Origin of the sequence: Candidatus Poriferisodalis sp. (assembly GCF_965237655.1) — a bacterium.
Taxonomy (GTDB): Bacteria; Actinomycetota; Acidimicrobiia; order Acidimicrobiales; family Poriferisodalaceae; genus Poriferisodalis.
The window spans coordinates 714,860-738,042 of the sequence record NZ_CBDEGB010000001.1; the positions used below are offsets into that span (position 1 = coordinate 714,860).

Here is a 23,183-nt window from a genome sequence, read left to right on the forward strand (position 1 = left end):
CGACAGCGGCAGGGTTGCCGCGCTCGAAACACCCCGCGTCTGAGGTTCGCGAGGGCCTCAGAACCGCAAAGGAGCGATCTTGCAGGGCAGCGTTACACTGCGCTCACCTGACCCGAAGCTCCCGTGTGGGTGGCTCAGACCAGGAGGCCCAGTGTTCGAACGCTTCACCGATCGGGCCCGCCGAGTGGTGGTGTTGGCGCAAGAAGAAGCGCGCCTGCTGAATCACAACTACATCGGCACTGAGCACATCCTGCTGGGGCTGATCCACGAGGGCGAGGGCGTCGCAGCCCAGGCGCTCGAGTCGTTGGGCATCTCGCTCGAGGCCGTGCGCAGCCAGGTCGAGGAGATCATCGGACAGGGCAGCTCGTCGCCGAGCGGCCACATTCCCTTCACGCCGCGCGCCAAGAAAGTGCTGGAGCTGTCGCTGCGCGAAGCATTGCAGCTGGGCCACAACTACATCGGCACTGAGCATGTGCTGCTGGGGCTGATCCGCGAGGGCGAGGGCGTCGCAGCGCAGGTGCTGGTGAAGCTGGGCGCCGACCTGTCGAAGGTCCGTCAAGAGGTCATCCAGCAGCTATCCGGCTACAGCGGCTCCGGCGGCGGCCGCGAATCCGTTGGCGCCTCGTCGGGGCAAGGCAGCGAGCAGGGTGGCCAGAGCGGCTCGCTGGTGCTCGACCAGTTCGGGCGCAACCTGACCGCCGACGCGCGGGCCAAGAAGCTCGACCCGGTCATCGGGCGGCTGCGCGAGACCGAACGCGTCATGCAAGTGCTGTCGCGCCGCACCAAGAACAACCCGGTGCTTGTCGGCGAGCCCGGCGTGGGCAAGACAGCCATCGTTGAGGGCCTCGCCCAGAAGATCGTCAACAACGACGTCCCCGAGTTGCTGCGCGACAAGCAGCTCTACACGCTGGACCTCGGCGCGCTGGTGGCCGGTTCCCGCTACCGGGGCGATTTCGAGGAGCGCCTCAAGAAGGTCCTCAAGGAGATCCGCACCCGCGGTGACATCATCCTGTTCATCGACGAGCTGCACACGCTGGTGGGTGCCGGTGCCGCTGAGGGTGCGATCGACGCGGCGTCGATCCTCAAGCCCATGCTGGCACGCGGCGAGCTGCAGACCATCGGCGCCACCACGCTCGAGGAGTACCGCAAGTATCTCGAGAAGGACGCAGCGCTTGAACGTCGCTTCCAGCCGATCACGGTGGACGAGCCCACGCTCAGCCACACCATCGAGATCCTCAAGGGGCTGCGCGATCGCTACGAGCAGCACCACCGGGTCACCATCACCGACCAGGCGCTGGTGGCCGCGGCGAATCTCGCCGACCGTTACATCGCCGACCGTCACCTGCCCGACAAGGCCATCGACCTCATCGACGAGGCCGGGTCGCGACTGCGCATCAAGCGCATGTCGACGCCGCCCGACTTCAAGGAGATCGAGACCAAGCTGACCGATGTCACCGAGCGAAAAAAGCAGGCGGTCGAGTCGCAAGACTTCGAAACGGCCGGAGCGCTGCGCGACGAGGAGAAGGAGCTGCTCGAGCAGCGCACCGTCGTCCTCGCGCAGGCCAAAGCCGAGGGCCACGACCTGTTCGACGAGGTCGACGAGGAGGCCATCGCCGAGGTGCTGTCGATCTGGACGGGCATCCCGGTGTACAAGCTCACCGAGGAAGAGACCCAGAAACTCCTCAAGATGGAAGACGAGCTGCACAAGCGGGTCATCGGCCAGCACGACTCCATCAAGGCCGTCAGCCAGGCCATTCGCCGCACCCGTGCAGGCCTGAAAGACCCCAAGCGTCCCGGCGGCTCGTTCATCTTCCTGGGCCCCTCGGGCGTCGGCAAGACCGAGCTGGCCAAGACGTTGGCCGAGTTCCTGTTCGGCGACGAGGGCTCGCTGATCAGCCTCGACATGTCCGAGTACATGGACAAGTTCACGGTGAGCCGCCTCGTCGGCGCCCCGCCCGGGTACATCGGCTACGACGAGGGCGGCCAGCTCACCGAAGCGGTGCGTCGCAAGCCGTTCTCGGTGGTGCTCTTCGACGAGATCGAGAAGGCCCACCCGGACGTCTTCAACACGCTGCTGCAGATCTTGGAAGAGGGCCGGCTGACCGATGCGCAGGGCCGCTCGGTCGACTTCCGCAACGCCGTGCTCATCATGACCTCCAACCTGGGCACCGCCGACCTGCGCAAGGCTCGGGTGGGCTTCGCCACCGCCGATGAGGGCGCCAGCTACGACCGGATGAAGGAGAAGGTCAGCGACGCGCTCAAGGCGCACTTCCGCCCCGAGTTCCTGAACCGCATCGACGACACCATCGTCTTCCACGAGCTGAGTGTCGACGAGGTGGTGCAGATCGTCGATCTGATGATCAAGCGCACCTCTGACCAGCTTCGGGCACAGGGCCTGGGCTTGGAGCTCACCGATGCCGCCAAGCAATGGCTGGCCCGTACCGGGTACGACCCGCAGCTCGGAGCCCGGCCGCTGCGCCGTGCATTGCAGCACCACGTCGAGGATTCGCTGAGCGAGCGCATCCTCTACAAGGAATTCCACGCTGGCGAGATCATCGTGGTGGACGTCGAGGACGACGAGATCGTGTTCCGCGCCATCGAGGGCTTCGACCCCGGGTCGATCGAGCTCGAAGAGGCCGCAACGGCCGAATAGGCCCGCTCATGCCGTCGCTCGCAGCGCCTCAGCGGCGGCGAGGCGGCGTGACACTTCAACGCCAGGTGAGCCGTTGGCTCCTCGTCGCGATGGCGCTGATAGCGCTTGCCGGCTGCCGCGTGGACATCCTCGTAGACATCGACATGGCGCACGACGGAGCGGGTCGGGTGACCGTGGCCGTCACCTTCGATGAAGAGGTGATGCGTACCGCACCCGATCTGGGCGAGTTGCTCGTTCTCGATGACTTGGTCGGGTGGGAGATCACCCGCCAGCGCGAGCAGACCTTGCTCGGCGAACGACTCAAGGTTGTTGCCGTCAAGCGATTTGCGAACCAAAGTGAACTGGCCGAGGTGCTCGCCGAGATTGATCGGCCGCCGGACGGATCTGCTGGCTTGTTCAGGTCGGTCACGGTGACGGCCGAACGCGATGGGGCACACGTGCGTTATCTGCTGGCTGTGGGCATTGGTCTCAACCGGCCGGTCAGTGAGCTTGTCAACCCCGCCACTGCGGACGCACTCGAGGGCGAGCTCTTTGGCATGCCCATCGCCGAGATCGAGGCGCGTGCTGGTGCTCCGCTCGACGAGCTGGTCACGCTCGTCGTGCAGGCGACGGTGCCTCAGGGCGCGGGGAGGCTGCCAGCCGAGGGCTTCATGACGCTGAACCAAGGCGGCATGCGCGAGCTGTTGGTGTCAGGTGAGCTGTTCGACGCCGAAGTGGCCGCAGCTGACGAGGAGGCTGAGCGTCTGTCGCAGCGTGCGAGCCGGGGGGCGCGGATCGCGGTCGGTTGGTGGATCCTTGCTGCGGTGGTTGCCGTTGTTGTCGTGGTGTTTGCTTTGCGTGGTCGACGGCGGCGCGGGCTCACCTTCCGCTGAGGGTCTTCGGGCGGGGCAGACTTCGAGGGTGGCTCGGACTTGGGCGATTGTGCTGGCTGCTGGGTTGGGGACTCGGTTCGGAACTGAGATCGACGGCGTCACGAAGGTGTGGGCGCCCATTGCTGGGCGCTCGATGGTCTCATGGAGCGTTGACGCGGCTCGTCGGGCGTGCGATGGCGTCACGCTTGTCGTGTCAGCGGCGATGGTCCACCAACCGTTTGACGGTGTTGATGCTGTTGTGGCTGGCGGGGACAGCCGGTCGGCGTCAGTACGTGCAGGGCTTGAGACCGTTCCCGACGGGGTTGACGTTGTGGTTTGTCATGATGCGGCTCGGCCGGGGGCTTCTTCGGGGCTGTTTGGTGCGGTGATTTCGGCTGTGGGGGCTGGGGCGGACGCTGCGGTGCCGGCTCTGGGAGTGAGCGACACGCTCAAGCGAGTGCCGGAGTGGGGCGAGGGCGGTGGCGTCGTTTCGGGGACCGTGGATCGTGCGGGGCTCTTTGCCGTGCAGACGCCGCAGGCATTTGGCCGTGAGGTGCTGGCGACGGTGCACGCCGACCAAGCTGAGGCCACCGACGATGCGGCGCTGGTCGAGGCGGCGGGCGGCACGGTGGTGGCGATTCCGGGCGAGGCTGCGGCTCACAAGGTCACCACGGCGGCAGACCTTGTCATCGTGGAAGCCCTGCTGCGAGCCCGCGTGGCAGACGACGGGCTCTAGCGTCAACAAGCGTGACGACGGCCGACAGCGGCGGGCTCGGCCCGGTGATGCGAGTGGGGCACGGCTATGACGCGCACCCGTTCGCTGATGCTGCCGACCACCCTGGACGGACGTTGGTGCTCGGCGGGGTCCGATTTGTTGGCGAGCGGCCGCTTGAAGGTCACAGCGATGCCGATGTGGTTGCGCATGCCGTCATCGATGCGATGCTCAGCGCAGCCGGTCTCGGCGACATCGGCGTGCACTTTCCTGACAGCGACGAGCGATGGCGCGACGCCGACAGCATCGAGATGCTGGCTCAGGTCGCCGCCTGCCTCGCGGAAGACGGCTGGCAGCTGGCCAATGCCGATTGCACTGTCATTTGTGATCGGCCGATGATCGCCCCGCATCGGGATCAGATGCAGGAACGGCTCAGCAGCGCTGCGGGCGGACCGATCACGGTCTGCGGCAAGCGGACCGAAGGGCTCGGCCACGGAGACGGGATCGTGGCCCACGCCGTGGCCCTGGTGTTCGCCCGGCCGGGCACCGACACGCTTGAATCCGACACGCTTGAATCCGACTCGCTGAAATGACCTGCCGATGAGCACGCAACCGCCCCGCCGTCGGGGACAGCCAGCCCCAGGGGGAGCGCGCAGCGCTCGACCGCGAGGCCGAGGCGGTCCGGGTGCGCAGCAGCGCAGCGGAGCCGGTCCGAGGCCACGCAGCGGCGCGGGTGCGCGTCGCGGCGGGAATGCGCAGCGTCGCGACCCCTCGACCGGTCGCGAACAATCCGCACCCCGCGGTCTCGGCGGCGACCACGTCGAAGGCCGTCAGGCCGTGCGTGAGCTGTTGCGGGCCGGCAATCGCAAGGTGCACGAGGTCTTGCTGGCCGAGGACGCGCACGAGTCCGCCGTGCTGGCAGAGATCGCCGATCTGGCAGCCGATCGTCGGGTGCCGGTGCGCGAGACCAGTCGTCGCAAGCTGCGTGACCAAGCGCTCACCGAGTCGCCGCAGGGCGTCATCGCCAAGGCTCAGGAAATCCGGCCGGTGCCGCTGGAAGAACTGGCTCGGCCCCATCGCGGGGCTGCTCCGCTGCTCATTGCCGCCGACAGCGTAACCGACCCCGGCAATCTCGGCGCCATCTTGCGCACCGCCGAAGTGGCTGGCGCGACGGGAGTCGTTCTGGGACGCCATCGTTCCGCGAGCCTGACGCCCGCAGCGGTCAAGGCGGCTGCGGGGGCCATCGAGCATCTGCGCTTCGCACAGGTCGGAGGTCTGCCCGGTGCGTTGAAACATCTGCGTGAAGCCGGCCTGTGGGCGATCGGACTCGACGGCAACGCAAGCGACGGTCTCGAGGACCTGCGAGTCGCCGACGAACCCGTGGTGGTCGTCGTCGGCGCCGAGGGACGAGGTCTCTCGACGCTGGTCGAGCGGCGCTGCGACCAGGTCATCTCGATCCCGGTCTACGGGCGTATCGAGTCGCTCAACGTGGCTGCGGCAACGGCCGTTGCCTTGTTCGACATCGCCCGCGCCCGCGCGGGTGACGTCGACACAGCCCGCGCCCGCGCCCGCGCTCGCGCCCGGGACTCGGCCTGAATACGCAGCGCTCAGCCATACGCTGGGGCGGCTGCCCGAGTAGCTCAACGGCCAGAGCACCGCTCTTGTAAAGCGGGGGTTGTGGGTTCGATTCCCACCTCGGGCTCGCCCCACAGGAACGACCTGCTCACAGCGTGATCACCAGATTGCCGATGTGCTCCTTGCGGCCGAAGGCCTCCTGGGCAGCATGAATTTCCTCAAGGGGATAGGTGCCGCCGAGAATCGGCCGGATCTCGCCTCGTTCGATGTACCCGACGAGGTCTGCGAAGATGCCCGGCTCGTAGATGGTCGCTCCGTAGAACTCGAGATCGTTGAGGTACAAGGTCCGCAGGTCGAGTTGCACGATCGGTCCGCCGATGGCGCCCGCAGTGACGTATCGCCCTCCTCGGGTGAGCGCATCGAGCCAGCCGGCGAAGCTGTCCCCGCCGACCACATCTGCGACAGCGTCGAAGCGACCGCCGTTGGCCGAGACAGCTGCGTCGGCGGCTGATGGGGTCTCCCGGGCTACGGCGGCATCTGCGCCGATGTTGAGCACTTGGGCGATTTTCGAGCTGCCAGCCACTGCGACCACCCGTGCGCCGCGTCGCTTCGCGAGTTGCACCAGGGCGCTGCCCACCCCGCCGCTGGCACCGGTGACGGCGATGCTCTGGCCGTTTCGCAGACCGATGCGCGACAGCATGTGCTCTGCGGTCACGGACGAGCACGGGAACGTCGCAAGCTCGGCATCGGAGAGCTCCGAGTTGACGGGGTGCACATTGACGGCCGGCACGGCTGTGAACTCGGCGAACCCGCCGTCGGCCTCGCTGCCGAGATACCCGGCCCCGCTGCGATCGGACGGATCGTCGGGATCGCGCAGGCACGGATCGACGATGATCCGCTTCCCGACCAGCGAAGTGTCTGCGACGTCTGGGCCCACTGCGACGACACGCCCCACCACGTCGGCGCCCTGGATGCGAGGGAATTGGAGGCTCGTGCGGCTCCACGCGGTCTCATCGACGCTCGCCTCGACGTATCCGCCTTCGCTGGTTGCCGAGTCAACAGCGCGGCTGTACCAGCCCACGCGGGTGTTGATGTCGGTGTTGTTCATGCCGCACGCCGACACCCGGATCAGGGCATCGCTGGGACCAGGCACCGGCACGGGCACGTTGTCTCGCACCTCCAGCATCTCGGGTCCGCCGCTGCCGACGAGCAGCGCTGCGCGCATCGTCGGCCTAGATGGCTCGCCCGATGGTGGTGTGGCGACGGTCATGCGGATTCGAGATGGACATGTTCGGTCATGAGTGCGCGGCAGAATAGCGGCCAGTGGAGGCCACGAAATCGCAGATGATCGGAATCGCTGCATGAATTCGCCGGACCGCAACGTTCCGACCGATGGCGATGACCGTGGGGTTGCTGACAGCCTCCGGCAGCAAGCGCTGCCGGCTCGCTACTACACCGATCCGGCGATCCACGCTGCCGAATTGTCTGCCGTGTTCGCTCGGTCCTGGCAGCTCGTCGGTCATCTGTCCCAGGTGAGCAAGCCCGGCCAGGTCCTCGCGACGGTAGTCGGCGACGAGCCTGTCTTCGTCGTCAACGACGGCGGCGAGATCCGCGCGTTCTTCAACGTCTGCCAGCACCGAGGTCACGAGCTGTTTCCGCCGCAGTCTGAGGGCGGCGACGTTGCAGACACCCCGGGCGTCATCATGTGCCCCTACCACGCATGGGTGTACGGGCTGGACGGCCGGCTGCTCAACGCGCGCAGTCGCGATGTGGGCGAGATCTGCATCCCGCCCATCGCAGTCGACCAGCTCGCCGGACTCCTCTTCGTCAATGTGGATCCCGGTGCGCCGCCGTTGACGGAGTGCGCGCCCCGCGTCGCCGAGGAGATCCTGGCGATCATCCCGCAGTCTGCGACCCGTGTGCTGACTTGGCGCCGAACGCACCTCATCGCCGCGAACTGGAAGATCGCGGTGGAGAACTACAACGAGTGCTACCACTGCCCGAACGTGCATCGATCGTTCACATCCGGAGTGGTCGACCCCGCCAGCTACCGCGTCATTCCGGACGGCACCGTGATCCGTCATACGGCCACAGGCGTCGACAGCGATCGCTCCTTCTATACGCGCCCTGCAGCCAGCGACGCCTATGCCGCGTTCTACATCTGGCCGGCATCATCGATCCAGTGCTATCCCGGCCAGGCGCTCAATACCTACCGCTGGGTGCCGAGGGGGCCGGACCAGACGCTGCTGGTGCGGGAGTGGTGGTTCGACAGTGCCGAGCCGACCGATGTGCAACGCGAGATCATCGACTTGGACTGGAACACCACGGTGTCCGAGGACTTGAGGCTCGTCGAGTCGACTCAGCGTGGCGTTCGAAGCCGCGGGTATCGCCCCGGGCCGCTCATCACCGAGCCGTCTGGAGTTGCCTCAGTGCACAGCGAAGATGCGGTGGCCCACCTAGGGGCGCTGGTGCAATCAGCGCTTCGCTATGGGCGAGCTCCGAGCGAGCGCTGATCCGGTGAGCCACTCGCACGCACCGCGCATCGTCGTGGTCGGCAGCCTGAACGCCGACGTGACGCTGTGGGTGCCAAGGCGGCCATCGCCTGACGAGACGATGCACGCCTCGCGCATCGCCTGGTTCCGCGGCGGCAAGGGCGCCAACCAGGCGGCCGCTGCGGCCCGGCTGGGCGCCAGCGTGGTCATGGTCGGCCGGGTCGGCGACGACGAGCACGGACAGTGGCTGCGCTCGGGCCTCGAGGCCGAGGGGATCGACTGCCGCCACGTGGCGACCGTCGACGTTCCCACCGGCCTGGCAGTGATCACTGTCGATCCGGAAGACGTGTCGATCGTGGTGGCCGCCGGTGCCAATGCATCTCTCGATGCTGACGGCGTGCAGGCGGCCGCCGCTGAGATTGCAGCAGCCGACGCACTGTTGCTGCAAGGCGAGGTGAGCGCTCGTGCAGCCCGCGCCGCAGCGGAGATCGCGCGCCGACACGGCGTGATCGTGGTGCTGAACCCAGCCCCCTTCAACGACGTCGCTCCAGCAGTGCTGCCGCTGGCAGACGTTGTCATCGTGAACCGGGCCGAAGCCGAGCAGTTGCATCAGTCGAATTCGGGTGGCAGTGCCGCCGAGATGCGCGCCAATGCGGTGCTCGTCGAGACTCGGGGAGCGGAGGGCTGCGTCGTGCGTGCGTCTCGGTCGTCCGAGCCGGCGCTGCGAGCGCAGGATTCAGGCGACATCCCAGAGGAGATCTCCGTGCCGGCGCCGCAGGTCGCTGTTGTCGATGCCACCGGCGCGGGCGACGCATTCGCCGGGGCGTTTGCGGTCGGCATGGCATCAGGTACTGATCCCCTGGACGCGGCCGATCTGGCCGTGCGGGCTGGTGTCTGGGCGGTGGGGGTCGCCGGTGCTCAGCCGAGCTTGCCGACGATGGCGCAGCTGCAGGACGTGGGTGACGCTGGCGCCTAAGCCAGACCGTAGAGACGATCGCCGGCATCGCCGAGTCCGGGCACGATGAACGCCCGCTCGTCGAGATGGCTGTCGATGGCGGCCGTCACCACGCGGACATTGGAGGCGCTGCCCTGCAGAGCTGCGACTCCCTCGGGTGCAGCGAGGGCGCACACCATCGTGACCGGGCCCACACCCGACGCTGCCAGCACTCGTATCACCTCGGCCGCCGAGCCACCCGTCGCCAGCATCGGGTCGAGCACGAGCACTGGTCGATTCTCCAACACGCTCGGCAGCGATTCGAGGTAGCGCTCGTGGCCGACGCCGTCGGGTGTCTCGATCCTTCGCATCCCGATGAACCCGACCGGTGCGGCCGGCAAGAGTCTCAGCGCTGCATCGAGCATTCCCAGCCCAGCTCGCAGGACGGGCACGATCGCTGGCATCGGTTCGAGCCGTGAGCCCTCAGCGGGTCCGAGCGGCGTCTCTACTGGCACAGGGACACATGCCGCGTCGGCGAGTGCTTCTGACACCAGCAAGAACGTCAGAGCGTCGAGTCGCTGACGGAACTCTTCGACGGCGGTGTTCTTGTCGCGCAGCCGAGTGAGAAGTGCTGCGGCTACCGGATGGTCGACAATGCTGATACTCATGGGCTGACTCTCACGGGCTCATCTTTGCGGTGGGATTGGGGTCCGGGCGCAAGTTAGGTGCTCAGGGGTACACCCGGCAGCGCTTCTTTGGCCCTACGCTCACAACACTGCCGCTGCCAAGCGGTTCTTCGTCATTTATAAGCGCGACCAACCAACGTGAGTTGCAGCGCACGCCGGCCACGGCGGGAGGAACCCGGGCCGTGCACCGACGGGAGGTCACCCGATGAACAGCCAAGCCGGCGAATCCAACAGCGGCGCAGCGGTGCGCGGACTGCTGCTGGTGCTGGTGGCCGTCGTCGTGGGCGTGCTGCTGCTCCGCTCGGTCGACGATCCCGACGACGCTGTCGTGACCGACACGACGCCCCCGGTCGAGCCAGGGGAAACACTCCCGTCCGCAACACAGGCGACGACGGCGACGACCGCGGCTCCCGGTACCGGCGGAACGAACTCCGACACGGTCACCACCGTCGCGCCGCCTGTCACGGCGGACCCCTCCACCGCCACCACCGCGGCGGGAGCAGAGCCGTTCCAGCCGAGACCGGCGGCGGAGGTATCGATCCAGGTCGCCAACTCCACGACCGTGCGCGGAGCTGCGGGGCGGCTCACCGACCGGTTCAAGACGCTGAGCTACATCACCAATACACCGACGAACTACGTGGGTACGCCGCTCGACCGGACGCGGATCTACTACCAGCCGGGTTCCCTGCTCGAAGCGCGAGCGATCGCCGGAGTGCTGGAGCTCGACGCCGACAACGACGTGTTCCCGATGCTGGCGGATCCGTCGGCCGTGCAGGACTTCAAGACACCCGACGTGCTGGTGGCGCTGGGGACCGATCTGGCCGAGTAGGCGGTATGCGGGTCGTGGTGTGCCCGGACAAGTTCCGTGGCACTGCGTCCGCCGCAGAGGTCGCAGCAGCTATCGAGGCGGGGGTGCGTCGGCACGTCGGCGCTCACGCCCATGTGGCATGCCTGCCTGCTGCGGACGGCGGCGAGGGCACGCTCGAAGCGCTGGGCGGACCGAATCGCACGTCGCTGGTGACCGGGCCGCTGCGGGCACTGGTAGAAGCCGAGTGGCGGCTCGTCGGCGACACCGCGATCGTGGAGATGGCTCGCGCCAGCGGACTGCTGCTGGCTGGCGGAGCCGAGGGAAACGATCCGCTCGCGGCAACAACTGCTGGCACCGGTGAGCTGATCGCGGAGGCCGTCGCCAGCGGCGCCCGGCGCGTGATCGTGGGAGTGGGCGGCTCTGCCACCACCGATGGCGGTCTCGGCGCGCTCGACGCCATGTCACCGCTGGCCCGTCTCGCCGGCGTCTCGGTGGTGGTGGCCTGCGATGTGCGCACCCGCTTCTGTGACGCCGCACGCATTTTCGGACCTCAGAAGGGTGCTTCGCCGCCGAAGATCGAGTTGCTGACCCGCCGCCTGGAACGACTCGTCGACCTGTACCACGAGCGCTATGGGATCGACGTCAGCGAGATGCCCTGCGCGGGCGCGGCCGGTGGCCTGGCCGGTGGCCTGGCGGCGGGCCTGCGGGCCGAGCTGGCCCCCGGGTTTGAGGTTGTCGCAACCGAGGTTGGCCTGCTCGAAGCGATCGAAGGCGCCGATCTGGTCATTACCGGCGAAGGACGGCTCGATGCAGGTTCGTTCGACGGGAAAGTCGTGGGTGGCGTGCTGGAGATGGCGGCCGAGGCCGGAGTGCCAGTGGGCGTCGTCGTGGGTGCTCGAGAACCAGGTACCGATCCTGCCGATTGGCGCTCGCCCACAGGCGAGTCCCCCCTCACGCACCTTGTAGTGCTGACCGAGCGATACGGGGCGGAGCGGTCGATGGGCGACACGCTGTCGGCAGTGCGCAATGCCGCCGCGGATCTGGCCGCAAATCTCGTCTCTTGAGTTGGCGGTTAGCACTCTCAGCTCTAGAGTGCTAACCGCTGCATGAAGTGCAGCAGCGACGTGACGCCCCGTCACCCAGTTGCCCATGCACCAATAGGCCCATTGACAAATCAACCCGATTGACCAATCAACCCGATTGACCAATCAACACAGTGTCACCGAGGACAGGAGCCACCTGATATGGCCAAGATGATCACGTTCGACGACGAGGCCCGCCGCGGGCTCGAATCGGGCATGAACCAGCTCGCCGACGCAGTGCGCGTCACGTTGGGCCCCAAGGGTCGCAACGTCGTGCTGGACAAGAAGTGGGGTGCACCCACGATCACCAATGACGGCGTGTCGATCGCCAAGGACATCGAGTTGGAAGACCCGGTGGAGCGCATCGGGGCCGAGCTCGTCAAAGAAGTCGCCAAGAAGACCGACGACGTTGCGGGCGACGGCACCACCACAGCCACCGTGTTGGCGTGGACGATGGTGCGCGACGGCCTGCGCAACGTGACTGCGGGTGCCAACCCGATGGCCGTCAAGCGAGGCATCGAGGCCGGCGTCGACGCCGCAGTGGGTGCCATCACCGACATGGCGATCAGCGTCACCGATTCGAAGACCCATGTCGCCCAGGTGGCGGCAATCTCTGCCGCCGACAGCGACATCGGCCAGCTGATCAGCGATGCGTTCGACAAGGTCGGCAAGGACGGTGTGATCACCGTTGAGGAGTCGCAGACGTTCGGCCTCGAGATGGATCTCGTCGAGGGCATGCGCTTCGACAAGGGCTACATCTCGCCGTACTTCGTCACCGATCCCGACACGCAGGAAGCCGTGCTCGAGGACGCGAACATCCTGTTCATGCAGGGCAAGATCTCGGCAGTCCGTGACGTGCTGCCGGTGCTCGAGAAGGTGACCCAGGCAGGCAAGCCGCTCGTCATCATCGCCGAGGACGTCGAGGGCGAGGCCCTCGCCACGCTCGTGGTGAACAAGATCCGCGGCACGATCCGCTCGGTGGCTGTGAAGGCTCCCGGATTCGGCGACCGCCGCAAGGCCATGCTGGCCGACATGGCGATTCTGACCGGTGGCCAGGTCATCAGCGAGGACGTGGGTCTCAAGCTCGAGAACACCACGCTCGACCTGCTGGGCACCGCCCGCCGAGTGGTCGTCTCCAAGGACGAGACGACCATCATCGAGGGTGCCGGTGACGAGTCCGAGGTACGGGGTCGGATCGAGCAGATCAAGAACGAGGTCGAGAACACCGACTCGGACTACGACCGCGAGAAGCTGCAGGAGCGGCTGGCGAAGCTGTCCGGCGGCGTCGCAGTGCTGCGCGTCGGTGCGGCCACCGAGGTCGAGCTGAAGGAGAAGAAGCACCGCATCGAGGACGCGGTCAGCACCACCAAGGCGGCCATCGAGGCCGGCGTGGTGACTGGTGGCGGTGTCGCCCTGGTGCGGGCCGAGTCGGCAGTGCAGGCAGCAGCGGAAGCCCTGGATGGTGACGAGGCCACCGGTGCCCGGCTGGTCCAGCGTGCGCTGGCGGGACCGCTGAAGCAGATCGCCGAGAACGCCGGTCTTGAGGGCGGCGTGGTGGTCAGCCGGGTCCGTGAGCTTGAGGGCCCGATGGGTCTCAATGCTGCTACCGGTGAGTACGAGGACTTGGTCGGGGCCGGCGTCATCGATGCCGCCAAGGTGACGCTGTCGGCGCTGCAGAACGCGGCTTCGATCGCCGCACTGTTCCTCACCACCGAGGCAGTCATCTGCGAGGAGCCCGATTCCGGTGGCGCCGGCGGCGGCATGCCGGACATGGACTTCTAGCAGGAGCCTGTACAGACCACCAGAACAGCCCAACCCAACGAATCGGCCCGGGCCAACGCCCGGGCCGGTTCGCGTCCAGATCGCCGTCGCTAAACCTCTGATATCTTTTTTGTATGGCGAAGACATCTGTTGAGGTCGATCGAGATATCGCAGCGCGGGCAGCGGAGATTCTGGGGACGACGACCCTGCGAGAGACCATCGATGCGTCGCTGCGCGAGATTGTGAACGCGAAGCGCCGTCTTGAGCTTGTCGGACTGCTCGCCGAGCCCGACCGCTTCGACTTTGCTGCCGCAGAGGAGGCCTGGGGCGGGGACAGCTGAGGTGGCCCGCGCCACCCATCTTGCGGACACCAGCGCCTTCGCACGCTTGCGTCAACCCCATGTGCGTGCGGCGGCCGCTCCCTTGATTGCGTCAGGGCGAGTCGCGCTGTGCGCACCGGTGATCTATGAGTTGGGCTTCAGTGCTCGCAATGCCGCGGATCACGATGAGATCACGAACCGGATAGACGCCTTCGAATTGGCCCAGACCACCGAGGGCGACTTCGGGCGTGCGCTCGACATCCAGCGGCGCCTGGTACGCCGAGGACATCACCGGGCCGTCTCATTGGTCGACGCGCTGGCGGCGGCAGTTGCCGAGAACTGTGGCCTCATCGTTCTCCACTACGACGCCGACTTCGATCTCATCGCCGACATCACTGGCCAACCCACCGAGTGGATCGTCGAACGCGGCACCGCCAACTGAGGCGCCACCGCGCTCAGCTTGGACTGAGGGCAGCGGGGGGCGCCGGTACCCTGACCGGATGCGGCGGGGGCGCACGATGCGGGTGCTGGTGGACCGGCTGCGGCAGGGCGAATGGAGGCGTTCGCCCGATGAGGTCGTGGTGGAGGAACCACTCGAAATCCGCCTCGACGGCCACCTGGTGGCCACCACGATGCGCACGCCGGGCCACGACTACGAACTCGCCGTCGGGTTTTGTGCAGGCGACGGTCTGCTCGGCGACGCAGCCGTGACCGGGGTGCGCTACTGCGGCGAGGGACCGGCGGCCGAATTCGAATACAACATGGTGACCGTCGAGACCGGCGGCAAGGCACCAGTGCCCACGCCTCGCCTCGGCAATGTCAGCGCCGCCTGCGGAATCTGCGGCAGCACCACCATCACCGACATGGCCGCACGCTTGGGCCCGCTGGCAGGCATACGTCAATTCAGCGTCGATGCGGTTCACGCAGCCCTGGCCGCAGTTCCCGCGACCCAAGAGATGTTCGGCCGCACCGGCGGGTTGCACGCAGCCGCGACCTTCGACACCAACGGCCGCATTGACATCGTGCGGGAGGACATCGGGCGACACAACGCCGTCGACAAGGTGATCGGCAGGCGCCTGCTCGACGGGCGCGATGACGCAGCTGCCACGGCACTGTTCGTGAGCGGCCGCGCCAGCTTCGAGATGGTGCAAAAGGCCTGGGCGGCGGGAATCGGCACCCTCGTTGCGGTCAGCGCCCCCAGTTCGCTCGCCATCGAGGCGTCCCGGGCGGCGGCTATCACGTTGGCGGGTTTCGCACGCGGCGACGAACTCAACGTCTACTGCGGCAGCTTGGCGGGGATTCCAGAGCGCCTCGGCGAGTCCCCCGCAAACGCTGAAGTTCATTCATAGGCTGCGCGGGTGTCGCAGATGCCGGAAGTGACGACGTCCGTCGGATGGGGTGTGCTGCACCTGTTCTGCAAGCTCTCACCCGACACGAACACCCGTGCCGTGCTCGCAGCGGTCAAGACCGCAGCGAGCGGAGATCACCAAGTGCTCACCGTGGCAGTCCTCGGCCATAAGGCCGACATCGGCTTCATGGCGCTCGGACCCGATCTGTGGCAGCTGCGCACGCTCCAAACCGACTTGCAGCAGGCCGGAATGGAAGTGGTCGACAGCTACGTGTCCATGACCGAGACCAGTGAGTACGCCCCCGACCTGCCCCCAGAGATGAAGACCCCGCGGCTGTACCCGCAACTGCCGCCCGAGGGCAAGCGGGCCTTCTGCTTCTACCCGATGTCCAAACGCCGCAGCGCCGTATCCGAAGGCAGTGGCAACTGGTACACGCTGCCCTACGACACTCGCCGAGAGCTCATGTACGAACACGGCAAGTCGGGCCGCCAATTCCGTGGCCGCATCCTGCAAGTTGTGACGGGATCCACCGGAGTGGACGACTTCGAGTGGGGCGTGACGCTGTTCGGCGAGCACCTCGACGACCTCAAAGACGTCGTGTACACGATGCGCTACGACGAAGCCAGCGCTGTGTATGCCGAGTTCGGCACGTTCTACACTGGCCTGCTTGCCGACCCCGAGACTGTCCTCGAACGCATCGGTCGTGGCTCTAACCATTGGGGGGGCCTCGGCGGATCGCAGCCCGTGCAGGGCGCGCCGTAGCCTGTTCGCGTGCCCGTGCAACGCCCGTGAGGAGCCGGCGATGCTTCGGTCGTGACTGAATTGAGGCCGCCATGTCCGACTATTCCGCTCCCATCGACGACATGCTCTTCGTGCTCGAGCATGTGGCCGGTCTGGAAGGTCTGGCCGCCCACGAACGCTTCGCGCATGCCGACTTGGAGACCGCAGGCGCAGTCCTGGATGAAGCCGGCCGCTTCATGTCCGCCGAGCTGGCGCCGCTCAACGTGACCGGCGACCAGCAGGGGCTGAACTTCGACGACGGCGTCATCACTCATCCGCCCGGCTTCGCAGAGGCCTACCGCAAATTCGTCGGCGCCGGCTGGAACGGCATGGCCTTCGATGCCGATTTCGGCGGCGGTGGGATGCCCTGGTGCGTGGGACTCGCCGTCCAGGAGATGCTGATCGCGGCCAACATGGCATTCAGCCTGTGCCCGCTGTTGACTCAGGGCGCCATCGACGCCCTGACCCACCACGCCGATGAAACCCTGCAGCAGACCTTCCTGCCCAGGATGATCAGCGGCGAATGGTCCGGCACCATGAACCTGACCGAGCCGCACGCCGGCTCCGACGTGGGAGCCCTCACGAGCCGGGCCGTCCCGCAGCCCGACGGCAGCTACCTCATCACCGGCACGAAGATCTTCATCACCTACGGCGAGCACGAGCTGGCCTCCAACATCCTCCACCTTGTGCTGGCACGCACGCCGGACTCACCTCCGGGCACCCGCGGCATCAGCCTGTTCCTGGTTCCCAAGTACCTCGTCAACCCCGACGGCTCGCTCGGGCGGCGCAACGACCTGCGCGCGGTGTCCACCGAGCACAAGATCGGCATACATGCCAGCCCGACCTGCGTGATGTCCTACGGCGACGACGAGGGTGCTGTCGGCTATCTCGTCGGCCCCCCCAACGGCGGCATGCGCGCCATGTTCACGATGATGAACAACGCTCGCCTCTCGGTGGGCCTGCAGGGCCTGGCGCTCACCGAGCGGGCGTACCAGCAGGCACGGGAATATGCGCTGGCCCGCAAGCAGGGGCGGGCGATCGGCGCCGAGCTGCCTCCAGGCGAATCGTCTCCGATCGTCGACCATGCCGATGTGCGGCGCATGCTGCTGACGATGCGCGCCAACGCCGAGGCCATGCGGTGCGTGATGTACCTGAACGCCGCGGCGATCGATCGCTCGATCGTGGCGACCGATCCGGACGAGCGCCAACGGGCTGATGACCTCGCGGCGATCCTGACGCCGATCAGCAAGGGCTGGGGCACTGACCTGGGCGTCGAGATGACCTCGCTCGGCGTGCAGGTGCACGGTGGCATGGGCTACATCGAGGAAACCGGCGCTGCACAGCATTGGCGCGACAGCCGGATCGCCCCGATCTACGAGGGCACCAACGGCATCCAGGCCGCGGACTTGGCATTCCGCAAGCTGCCGCTTGGAGGCGGCGAGGCCGTGGCACGCCTGATCGGCGACATGGGGGCGACCGCCGGCGAGTTGGGCGCCAGTGACGACGCCCATCTGGCCGCCATTGGGGCCGCACTCGGCGATGGCGTGGCTGCGATGGGCGACGCAGCCATGTGGCTGGGCGGTCAGCTCTCCGCGGCGCCCAACGATGTCGCTGCCGGCTCGACGCCGTTCATGCGCCTGGCCGGCGTGGTGGTGGGCGGCTGGCTGCTGGCTCGAAGCGCGCAGTCTGCAGCGGGCCTCCTGCAGGCTCAAGGGCTGACGGCTGAGCAGGCTCGGGACGCTGCGCCAGGGGGGTCAACCCCAGGATCAGACAGCTCCGCATCGCCGCAGTTCCTGGCCGACAAGATCACCACCGCTCGCTTCTACGCCGACCAGATCCTGCCGACTGCTCGCGGCCTGGTGCCCGCCGTGACCGGCGGTGCCGATCTCTTCTTCGCCATACCCGCCGAGCGGCTCTAAGCAGAGGAGATCCCGCGTGAATGACCGTGGCCGAGGACTGGGAGCGACGACATGGCCGGGTCGCATGCTGACGGGGGGCTGAGCGTGCAGGACGCCCCGGCGTCGGCCGAAGCCTCCATCGGCCGGCTGCGTGCCTTCTTCAAACAGTCGGGACCAGTGGTCGTGGCCTTTAGCGGCGGCGTCGATTCGGCGCTGGTGGCCTGGGCGGCCAACGACGTTCTCGGAGACGATGCGCTCTGCGTGACGGCGGTCTCGGCGAGCCTCGCGAGCGATGAGGCTGGGGACTGCGCGGCACTGGCCGCTGAGTGGGGACTCGCGTGGCAGACCGTCGAGACCGACGAAATGGCACGCGCTGCGTATCGCGCCAATGACGCAGACCGCTGTTTCCATTGCAAGTCAGCCCTCATGGACCAGCTCGAGCCCCTGGCATCGGAACGGGACGCGGTGGTGGTGCTCGGCGTCAACCTCGACGATCTGGGAGATCACCGGCCGGGCCAGCACGCGGCGCGTGAACGAGGAGCGCGATTCCCGCTCGTCGAAGCCGGTTTCGCCAAGGTCGACGTCCGGCGTGTCAGTGCCGAATTGGGTTTGCGCACTTGGGACAAGCCCGCTGCCGCATGCCTGGCCTCTCGGGTGCCCTACGGCACGCAGGTGACGGTGCCGCTGCTGGCGCGGCTCGATCGGGCCGAGGCAACGTTGCGCCGGCTGGGCTTCCGCCAGCTGCGAGTCCGCGACTACGGCGACACGGCACGCATCGAACTGCCGCTCGACGATCTTGCCGAGGCGATCCGCCAGCGTGAAGCCCTGGTGGAGGCGGTGCGCGCCGTCGGTTATCGCTACGTCACGCTTGACCTGGAGGGCTTTCGCTCGGGCAATCTCAACAACGCGCTGGCGAGCGGCATCTCGCCCAACTCTGCCGCCTCGGCCCCAGAGGCCGACTGATGAGCGCAGCCGGGACCGGTGCCGAGGCCCCGGCGGTGCCGCCCGACATTTCCGTGCCCGGGTCAGTAGAGGAAGCCGCAGAGCTATTGGCCGATCTCGCCATCGCCGCATTGCCCGGCTGGGTCGAGCGATGCGTGGCCGATGCCTGCGAGCGCGGGGGTGTTGGCGCTGTGGAACTCAGCGGACCGGCGCGTGCCGCTGGTCTGCAGTGCGCAGCCGAGACTGGCCCTGCGCTGCGCGATCTGCTGGCAACCGATGTCGACGCGCAGACATCCACGCCGTTGAGCGTGCTGCGCGCTGCAGTGCGATTCCCGACTCAGGTGCTCGCGGACGGCGGCGTGCCCGAGCCCGACCGGGACGACTTCGATGCGTCCCGTTTCCCCGACGATCCCTACGGTTTGACACCGGCGTCGTTCGCCGACATCGATCCGGGGCTGGGACCGATCGGCATCGGGTGGGGAGCAGCGAAGGCATACGAGGTGCTGCAGCGTCGGCGCGCGGAGGGACAACGATGACGTCGTTCGGCGAGCGCCGCGTTGGGTTGATCGAAACGGCAGCCGCCGACCAACTGCCCGCGGCGTTGTCTGCGCTCACTGATTCCTGGCTAGCCGAGAGCTACGCAACCGAGGCCGCCGAGTGCGGGCTGGGCGGCGCGAACGGCGCCAGCACGGGTGTGGCTCTCGTGGCGGTCGGCGGCTACGGCCGTGGCGAGCTGTGCCCCGGCAGCGACATCGATCTGCTCTTGCTGCACGACGATGTCGATACGGGCAACCTGGCCGACCGCCTCTGGTACCCGATTTGGGACGAGAAGCTCAAGCTCGGCCACGCCGTGCGCTCGATGTCGGGGACGCTGGAACTGGCGGCATCCGACACAGACACGGCCACGGCGCTCGCCGATGCCCGCCACTTGGCCGGCGACGCAACTCTGACAGCCCGCCTCATCGAGGGAGTGCAGTCCGACTGGCGCGCCAACGCAGCACAGCGGCTCGACGAGCTGCACCGTTCTGTCAGCCGCCGGCACAGCCAGAGCGGTGAGGTGGCGTTCCTGCTGGAGCCCGATCTCAAGACGGGCCGCGGCGGGCTGCGCGACGCGCATGCGATCAGGTGGGCGCAACTGGCGGGGGTTGAACTGCCCGCTGCGGACACCGAACGCCTCGATGAGGCCTACCAGACGCTGTTGCGGTCCCGGGTGGACTTGCACCGCACCACCGGTTTGCGCAGCGATGTGCTCTCCGCCGATGATCAGGATGCGGTGGCCGAGCGATCGGGCGCAGTCGACGCCGATGCCTTCATGGCCGATATCGCGCGGGCGGGGCGCATCATCGCGTTCCTGTCTGACCAGCTGTGGTCAACCATTGCCCGCCAGAGCACCGCCCTTGCGGTGCCGGATGTCGACATTGCCGGACTGGCAGTCCGCGACGGAGAGCTGGTGATCGACGGCGATCCTGCCGCCGACGTCGTCCTGGTGTTGCACGCGGCGGTGCAGTCGGCCCGCGGGGGCATCCCGATCAGCCGAGCCAGCCTCGACAAGCTGGCTGAGCGCCAGGCGCAGTTCCCGGACCCGTGGCCCCACGGCGCGCGAGCGCTGTTCGTCGAGCTGCTGGGTTGCGGACACCGCGCCATCGACGTCATCGAGACGCTCGACTACTTCGACGTGTGGACCCGGGTGCTGCCCGAGTGGGCGCCGAACCGCAATCGCCCTCAGCGCTCCCGCTACCACCGCTTCACGGTGGACCGCCATCTGCTCGAGGCCGTCGCCGAGGCGGCCCGCTTCACCCACCGGGTGGCACGCCCCGACCTGCTGCTGATGGGAGCGCTGCTGCATGACATCGGCAAGGGCTATCCGGGCGATCACACCCAGGCCGGCATGCGCCTGGCGGGCCCGATCGCCCGGCGCTGCGGTTGGAGCCCCACCGACGCTGACACCTTGGTGCGCCTCGTGCAGCACCACCTGCTGCTGACCGACATCGCGACGCGTCGCGACCTCGACGATCCGCTGACCGTCGCTACCGTCGCCCGTGCCGCCCAGACTCAGGAATTCCTGGAGCTTCTGGCGGTCATGACCGAGGCCGACTGCTTGGCCACCGGCCCCATGGCGTGGGGGGATTGGACCGCCAACCTGGTTTCCGCACTCGTGGAGATGACCTCTGAACATCTGAGCGGTTCCGATTCGACGCCGTCGACTCACCGCCGCCTGCTCACCACCGACATCGTGGATCTGATGGCGGCTGGCGAAACGGCATTGCGGGTCGATGGCAACGTCCTCACCGTGGTCGCACCCGACGAGCGAGGCCTGTTCAGCCGCGCGGCAGGCGTGCTGGCACTGCGAGGGCTCGACGTGCTGCAAGCGGACGCCTATTCCAGCCCTGCGGGCATGGCGGTGTCGTCATTCCGGATCGTGCCGCCCGACACGCCGGTCGATTGGGACCGGGTCACCTACGACGTGCGCCGGTCGTTGCGGGGCCACCTGGCGCTGGAAGCGCGCATAGCGGAGCGTGCCCGGGTGTACCGGCGGCGCCGGGCGCTCTCGGCGACACGGGCCGCTACGAGCGTCACATTCGACGCCGAGTCGGCCACGGGAGCAACGATCGTGGAGGTCCGCACCGAGGACCACATCGGCGTGCTGTACAAGGTGACCCGAGTGCTGGCCGAGATGGGTCTCGACATCCGGTCTGCCAAGATCCAGACGTTGGCGAACGAGGTGGTCGACGCGTTCTACGTGGTCGGTCCCGACGGTCCGGTCATCGACGAGGCGCACCAGCGAGAGGTGGAGCTGGCCCTGCGCCACATCCTGGCCTGAGCGACGCAGCTGATCACTCTGGTTCTTGCTGACGCAAACTGATCACTCTGGTTCTTGCTGACGCAAACTGATCACTCTGGTTCTTGCTGACGCAAGAACTGCTCCATCTCGTCGAAGAGGCCGTCGGGGTTCTCGACCATCTCGCTGAAGTCTTCGACGGCTTCGGCGGCGGACTCCTCGAGAATCTGCTGTGCGTATTGGGCGAGGGTGTCGTCACCCGCCACCAGCTCGTCGATCTGGTGGCCATAGTTGGCGGCGGCGCTGTGCAGCTCCGACTCGCCCAGGTTGATGCCCATGAATCGGGCGACCCGCTCAGCCAGTGCCAAGGCGGCCTTCGGCGAGGGGTAGTTGTGCACGTAGGTCGGAACGGTCGCCCAGAACGACACGCTGGCGAAGCCGGCTCGATGACAGGCGTCGTTGAGCACGCCGATGATGCCCGTTGGGCCCTCGTAGGTGGATTGGCGCAAGCCCATGGTGAGGTTGAGGGCGGCGTTGTTGGAGGCGCCCACGACGTTGATCGGGGCGTTGTGGTGGGTGTCAGTGAGCAGAGCGCCCAGCGTTACGACGGTGGAGACGCCCAGCGAATTCGCCATCTCGATGATCACGTCACAGAAGGTGCGCCAGCGCAGCCGGGGTTCCACACCCAGCACGGTGATCACCGTCCGGCCGTCGTCGGCCTCGCCGATCCGTACGTCTGGCGTGGGCCAGTCGATCTGCCGCTCGCCGTCGACGACCTGCACACTGGGCCTCACCGAGGCGAAGTCGTAGAAGTACTCCGGGTCGATCTGGGCCACGGGATGGCAGCGGAAGCGTCGCCGCAGGTACTTGGCCGATTCGGTGGCCGCATCGCCGGCGTCGTTCCAGCCAGAGAACGCTGCGATGAGCACGGAGTCGCTGCTGGGTTCGGGTCGTTCGAACCACTCGAGATGGCCCACGGCGGCGAGGCTACCGGCACCCCCACGCAGGCCGACCCCGACGCCCGGGTCTGCCCCTACGATGCGCACCGTGGCTGATCTCGCCAGTGCTCGAGGCGGCGCCGCCAACGCGGGCGCGCACCATGCCGATGTTCGCATCGAGGTGTGCGAGCGTGTCGACGACGACGTGGTCACCGCCTTTGCGCGGCTGCATCCGCAACTGTCGAGCTCGCCGCCGCCAGATGCCGAGACGCTCGAGGGCATCGTCGGCCATCCGGCCAACACGGTGCTCGTCGCCCGCGCAGGGTCTGGTGAGGCCGGATCCGATGAGATTGTCGGCGCGATGATTCTCGTTCTGTTCCCGCTGGCGAGCGGCCTGCGGGCCTGGATAGAAGACGTCGTGGTGGACGAAGCCGCTCGCGGCCGCGGCATCGGAGCAGCGCTGAACCGGCGGGCCATCGAGATCGCCCGGCAGGCGGGCGCGCGCACCGTCGACCTCACGTCGCGACCTGACCGGGAGGCCGCGAACCGCCTCTACGACCGGCTCGGCTTTGCGCAGCGCACCACCAACGTCTACCGACTTGAGCTGTGAGTACCGTTCGAAA

Annotated in this window: 22 protein-coding genes and 1 tRNA gene; 20 read left to right on the top strand and 3 right to left on the bottom strand. The window is 67.4% G+C overall.

Going from position 1 to position 23,183, the window contains the following annotated elements; all coding sequences use genetic code 11:
• Nucleotides 1–151: 151 nt before the first annotated feature.
• The 6 genes from ACPXYO_RS03480 (at nucleotide 152) to ACPXYO_RS03505 (ending at nucleotide 5,918) form a co-directional block, all read left to right on the top strand.
• Nucleotides 152–2,653 (top strand): ATP-dependent Clp protease ATP-binding subunit, encoded by a 2,502-nt coding sequence (locus ACPXYO_RS03480; protein ID WP_423916676.1) that lies wholly within the window; start codon nucleotides 152–154, stop codon nucleotides 2,651–2,653.
• Between the two features lie 65 nt (nucleotides 2,654–2,718).
• Nucleotides 2,719–3,525, top strand: coding sequence for a hypothetical protein (locus tag ACPXYO_RS03485; RefSeq protein WP_423916677.1), 807 nt, complete (start codon nucleotides 2,719–2,721; stop codon nucleotides 3,523–3,525).
• A gap of 28 nt (nucleotides 3,526–3,553) precedes the next feature.
• Entirely contained in the window at nucleotides 3,554–4,240 is a 687-nt protein-coding gene (locus ACPXYO_RS03490) for an IspD/TarI family cytidylyltransferase (protein ID WP_423916679.1), read from the top strand.
• An 11-nt stretch (nucleotides 4,241–4,251) separates the two neighbouring features.
• A complete protein-coding gene (gene ispF, locus ACPXYO_RS03495; RefSeq protein WP_423916681.1) occupies nucleotides 4,252–4,809 on the top strand; it encodes a 2-C-methyl-D-erythritol 2,4-cyclodiphosphate synthase in 558 nt (185 codons plus the stop codon).
• Between the two features lie 7 nt (nucleotides 4,810–4,816).
• A complete protein-coding gene (gene rlmB / locus ACPXYO_RS03500; protein ID WP_423916683.1) occupies nucleotides 4,817–5,812 on the top strand; it encodes a 23S rRNA (guanosine(2251)-2'-O)-methyltransferase RlmB in 996 nt (331 codons plus the stop codon).
• Nucleotides 5,813–5,845: 33 nt separating this feature from the next.
• Nucleotides 5,846–5,918 (top strand) — tRNA-Thr (locus ACPXYO_RS03505).
• A gap of 21 nt (nucleotides 5,919–5,939) precedes the next feature.
• On the opposite strand, the gene ACPXYO_RS03510 is transcribed toward ACPXYO_RS03505, so the two are convergent.
• The gene (locus tag ACPXYO_RS03510) at nucleotides 5,940–7,016 is read right to left on the bottom strand and encodes an alcohol dehydrogenase family protein (protein WP_423916685.1); all 1,077 of its coding nucleotides are present in this window, start codon (nucleotides 7,014–7,016) and stop codon (nucleotides 5,940–5,942) included.
• 136 nt (nucleotides 7,017–7,152) lie between these two features.
• Between ACPXYO_RS03510 and ACPXYO_RS03515 the strand changes: the two genes are divergently transcribed.
• Both ACPXYO_RS03515 and ACPXYO_RS03520 read left to right on the top strand, forming a co-directional pair.
• Nucleotides 7,153–8,304 (top strand): aromatic ring-hydroxylating oxygenase subunit alpha, encoded by a 1,152-nt coding sequence (locus ACPXYO_RS03515; protein WP_423916687.1) that lies wholly within the window; start codon nucleotides 7,153–7,155, stop codon nucleotides 8,302–8,304.
• 4 nt (nucleotides 8,305–8,308) lie between these two features.
• Nucleotides 8,309–9,259 (top strand): PfkB family carbohydrate kinase, encoded by a 951-nt coding sequence (locus ACPXYO_RS03520; protein WP_423916688.1) that lies wholly within the window; start codon nucleotides 8,309–8,311, stop codon nucleotides 9,257–9,259.
• On the opposite strand, the gene upp is transcribed toward ACPXYO_RS03520, so the two are convergent.
• A complete protein-coding gene (gene upp / locus ACPXYO_RS03525; RefSeq protein ID WP_423916690.1) occupies nucleotides 9,256–9,885 on the bottom strand; it encodes a uracil phosphoribosyltransferase in 630 nt (209 codons plus the stop codon). The genes ACPXYO_RS03520 and upp overlap by 4 nt on opposite strands.
• A 223-nt stretch (nucleotides 9,886–10,108) precedes the next feature.
• On the opposite strand from upp, the gene ACPXYO_RS03530 reads away from it, so the two are divergent.
• The 11 genes from ACPXYO_RS03530 (at nucleotide 10,109) to ACPXYO_RS03580 (ending at nucleotide 21,664) form a co-directional block, all read left to right on the top strand.
• Entirely contained in the window at nucleotides 10,109–10,732 is a 624-nt protein-coding gene (locus ACPXYO_RS03530; protein WP_423916691.1) for a LytR C-terminal domain-containing protein, read from the top strand.
• 5 nt (nucleotides 10,733–10,737) lie between these two features.
• Nucleotides 10,738–11,775: a glycerate kinase gene (locus ACPXYO_RS03535; RefSeq protein ID WP_423916693.1), complete on the top strand. Its 1,038-nt coding sequence runs from the start codon at nucleotides 10,738–10,740 to the stop codon at nucleotides 11,773–11,775.
• A 180-nt stretch (nucleotides 11,776–11,955) separates the two neighbouring features.
• Nucleotides 11,956–13,575 (top strand): chaperonin GroEL, encoded by a 1,620-nt coding sequence (groL, locus tag ACPXYO_RS03540; RefSeq protein WP_423916695.1) that lies wholly within the window; start codon nucleotides 11,956–11,958, stop codon nucleotides 13,573–13,575.
• Between the two features lie 113 nt (nucleotides 13,576–13,688).
• Entirely contained in the window at nucleotides 13,689–13,895 is a 207-nt protein-coding gene (locus ACPXYO_RS03545) for a type II toxin-antitoxin system VapB family antitoxin (RefSeq protein WP_423916697.1), read from the top strand.
• Nucleotide 13,896: 1 nt separating this feature from the next.
• A complete protein-coding gene (locus ACPXYO_RS03550; RefSeq protein ID WP_423916699.1) occupies nucleotides 13,897–14,316 on the top strand; it encodes a PIN domain nuclease in 420 nt (139 codons plus the stop codon).
• 58 nt (nucleotides 14,317–14,374) lie between these two features.
• Nucleotides 14,375–15,223 carry a formate dehydrogenase accessory sulfurtransferase FdhD gene (gene fdhD / locus ACPXYO_RS03555; protein ID WP_423916701.1) on the top strand — a complete coding sequence of 283 codons (849 nt, stop codon included), beginning with the start codon at nucleotides 14,375–14,377 and terminating at the stop codon, nucleotides 15,221–15,223.
• Nucleotides 15,224–15,241: 18 nt separating this feature from the next.
• Nucleotides 15,242–15,985 (top strand): chlorite dismutase family protein, encoded by a 744-nt coding sequence (locus tag ACPXYO_RS03560; protein WP_423918669.1) that lies wholly within the window; start codon nucleotides 15,242–15,244, stop codon nucleotides 15,983–15,985.
• 71 nt (nucleotides 15,986–16,056) lie between these two features.
• A complete protein-coding gene (locus ACPXYO_RS03565; RefSeq protein WP_423916702.1) occupies nucleotides 16,057–17,922 on the top strand; it encodes an acyl-CoA dehydrogenase in 1,866 nt (621 codons plus the stop codon).
• A 51-nt stretch (nucleotides 17,923–17,973) separates the two neighbouring features.
• Entirely contained in the window at nucleotides 17,974–18,864 is an 891-nt protein-coding gene (gene larE / locus ACPXYO_RS03570) for an ATP-dependent sacrificial sulfur transferase LarE (RefSeq protein ID WP_423916703.1), read from the top strand.
• Nucleotides 18,864–19,379, top strand: coding sequence for a hypothetical protein (locus ACPXYO_RS03575; protein ID WP_423916705.1), 516 nt, complete (start codon nucleotides 18,864–18,866; stop codon nucleotides 19,377–19,379). Before larE ends, ACPXYO_RS03575 begins: the two co-directional genes overlap by 1 nt.
• Nucleotides 19,376–21,664, top strand: coding sequence for a [protein-PII] uridylyltransferase (locus ACPXYO_RS03580; protein WP_423916707.1), 2,289 nt, complete (start codon nucleotides 19,376–19,378; stop codon nucleotides 21,662–21,664). The genes ACPXYO_RS03575 and ACPXYO_RS03580 overlap by 4 nt, the downstream gene beginning before the upstream one ends.
• A gap of 71 nt (nucleotides 21,665–21,735) precedes the next feature.
• On the opposite strand, the gene ACPXYO_RS03585 is transcribed toward ACPXYO_RS03580, so the two are convergent.
• A complete protein-coding gene (locus tag ACPXYO_RS03585) occupies nucleotides 21,736–22,599 on the bottom strand; it encodes a PAC2 family protein (RefSeq protein ID WP_423916709.1) in 864 nt (287 codons plus the stop codon).
• 70 nt (nucleotides 22,600–22,669) lie between these two features.
• Here ACPXYO_RS03585 and ACPXYO_RS03590 point away from each other — a divergent pair, with 70 nt between their 5' ends.
• Nucleotides 22,670–23,170, top strand: a complete 501-nt coding sequence (locus tag ACPXYO_RS03590; RefSeq protein WP_423916711.1) for a GNAT family N-acetyltransferase — start codon at nucleotides 22,670–22,672, stop codon at nucleotides 23,168–23,170.
• The last annotated feature ends 13 nt before the right edge of the window (nucleotides 23,171–23,183 follow it).

Bases quoted from the DNA above. Each gene is read 5' to 3' on its own strand.
- ACPXYO_RS03515 (WP_423916687.1), top strand. From the start codon at position 7,153: ATGAATTCGCCGGACCGCAACGTTCCGACCGATGGCGATGACCGTGGG.
- ACPXYO_RS03560 (WP_423918669.1), top strand. From the start codon at position 15,242: ATGCCGGAAGTGACGACGTCCGTCGGATGGGGTGTGCTGCACCTGTTC.
- upp (WP_423916690.1), bottom strand. From the start codon at position 9,885: ATGAGTATCAGCATTGTCGACCATCCGGTAGCCGCAGCACTTCTCACT.
- ACPXYO_RS03580 (WP_423916707.1), top strand. From the start codon at position 19,376: ATGACGTCGTTCGGCGAGCGCCGCGTTGGGTTGATCGAAACGGCAGCC.
- larE (WP_423916703.1), top strand. From the start codon at position 17,974: ATGGCCGGGTCGCATGCTGACGGGGGGCTGAGCGTGCAGGACGCCCCG.
- fdhD (WP_423916701.1), top strand. From the start codon at position 14,375: ATGCGGCGGGGGCGCACGATGCGGGTGCTGGTGGACCGGCTGCGGCAG.
- ACPXYO_RS03575 (WP_423916705.1), top strand. From the start codon at position 18,864: ATGAGCGCAGCCGGGACCGGTGCCGAGGCCCCGGCGGTGCCGCCCGAC.
- ACPXYO_RS03545 (WP_423916697.1), top strand. From the start codon at position 13,689: ATGGCGAAGACATCTGTTGAGGTCGATCGAGATATCGCAGCGCGGGCA.
- rlmB (WP_423916683.1), top strand. From the start codon at position 4,817: ATGAGCACGCAACCGCCCCGCCGTCGGGGACAGCCAGCCCCAGGGGGA.
- ACPXYO_RS03510 (WP_423916685.1), bottom strand. From the start codon at position 7,016: ATGCGCGCAGCGCTGCTCGTCGGCAGCGGCGGACCCGAGATGCTGGAG.
- ACPXYO_RS03565 (WP_423916702.1), top strand. From the start codon at position 16,057: ATGTCCGACTATTCCGCTCCCATCGACGACATGCTCTTCGTGCTCGAG.
- groL (WP_423916695.1), top strand. From the start codon at position 11,956: ATGGCCAAGATGATCACGTTCGACGACGAGGCCCGCCGCGGGCTCGAA.
- ACPXYO_RS03530 (WP_423916691.1), top strand. From the start codon at position 10,109: ATGAACAGCCAAGCCGGCGAATCCAACAGCGGCGCAGCGGTGCGCGGA.
- ACPXYO_RS03535 (WP_423916693.1), top strand. From the start codon at position 10,738: ATGCGGGTCGTGGTGTGCCCGGACAAGTTCCGTGGCACTGCGTCCGCC.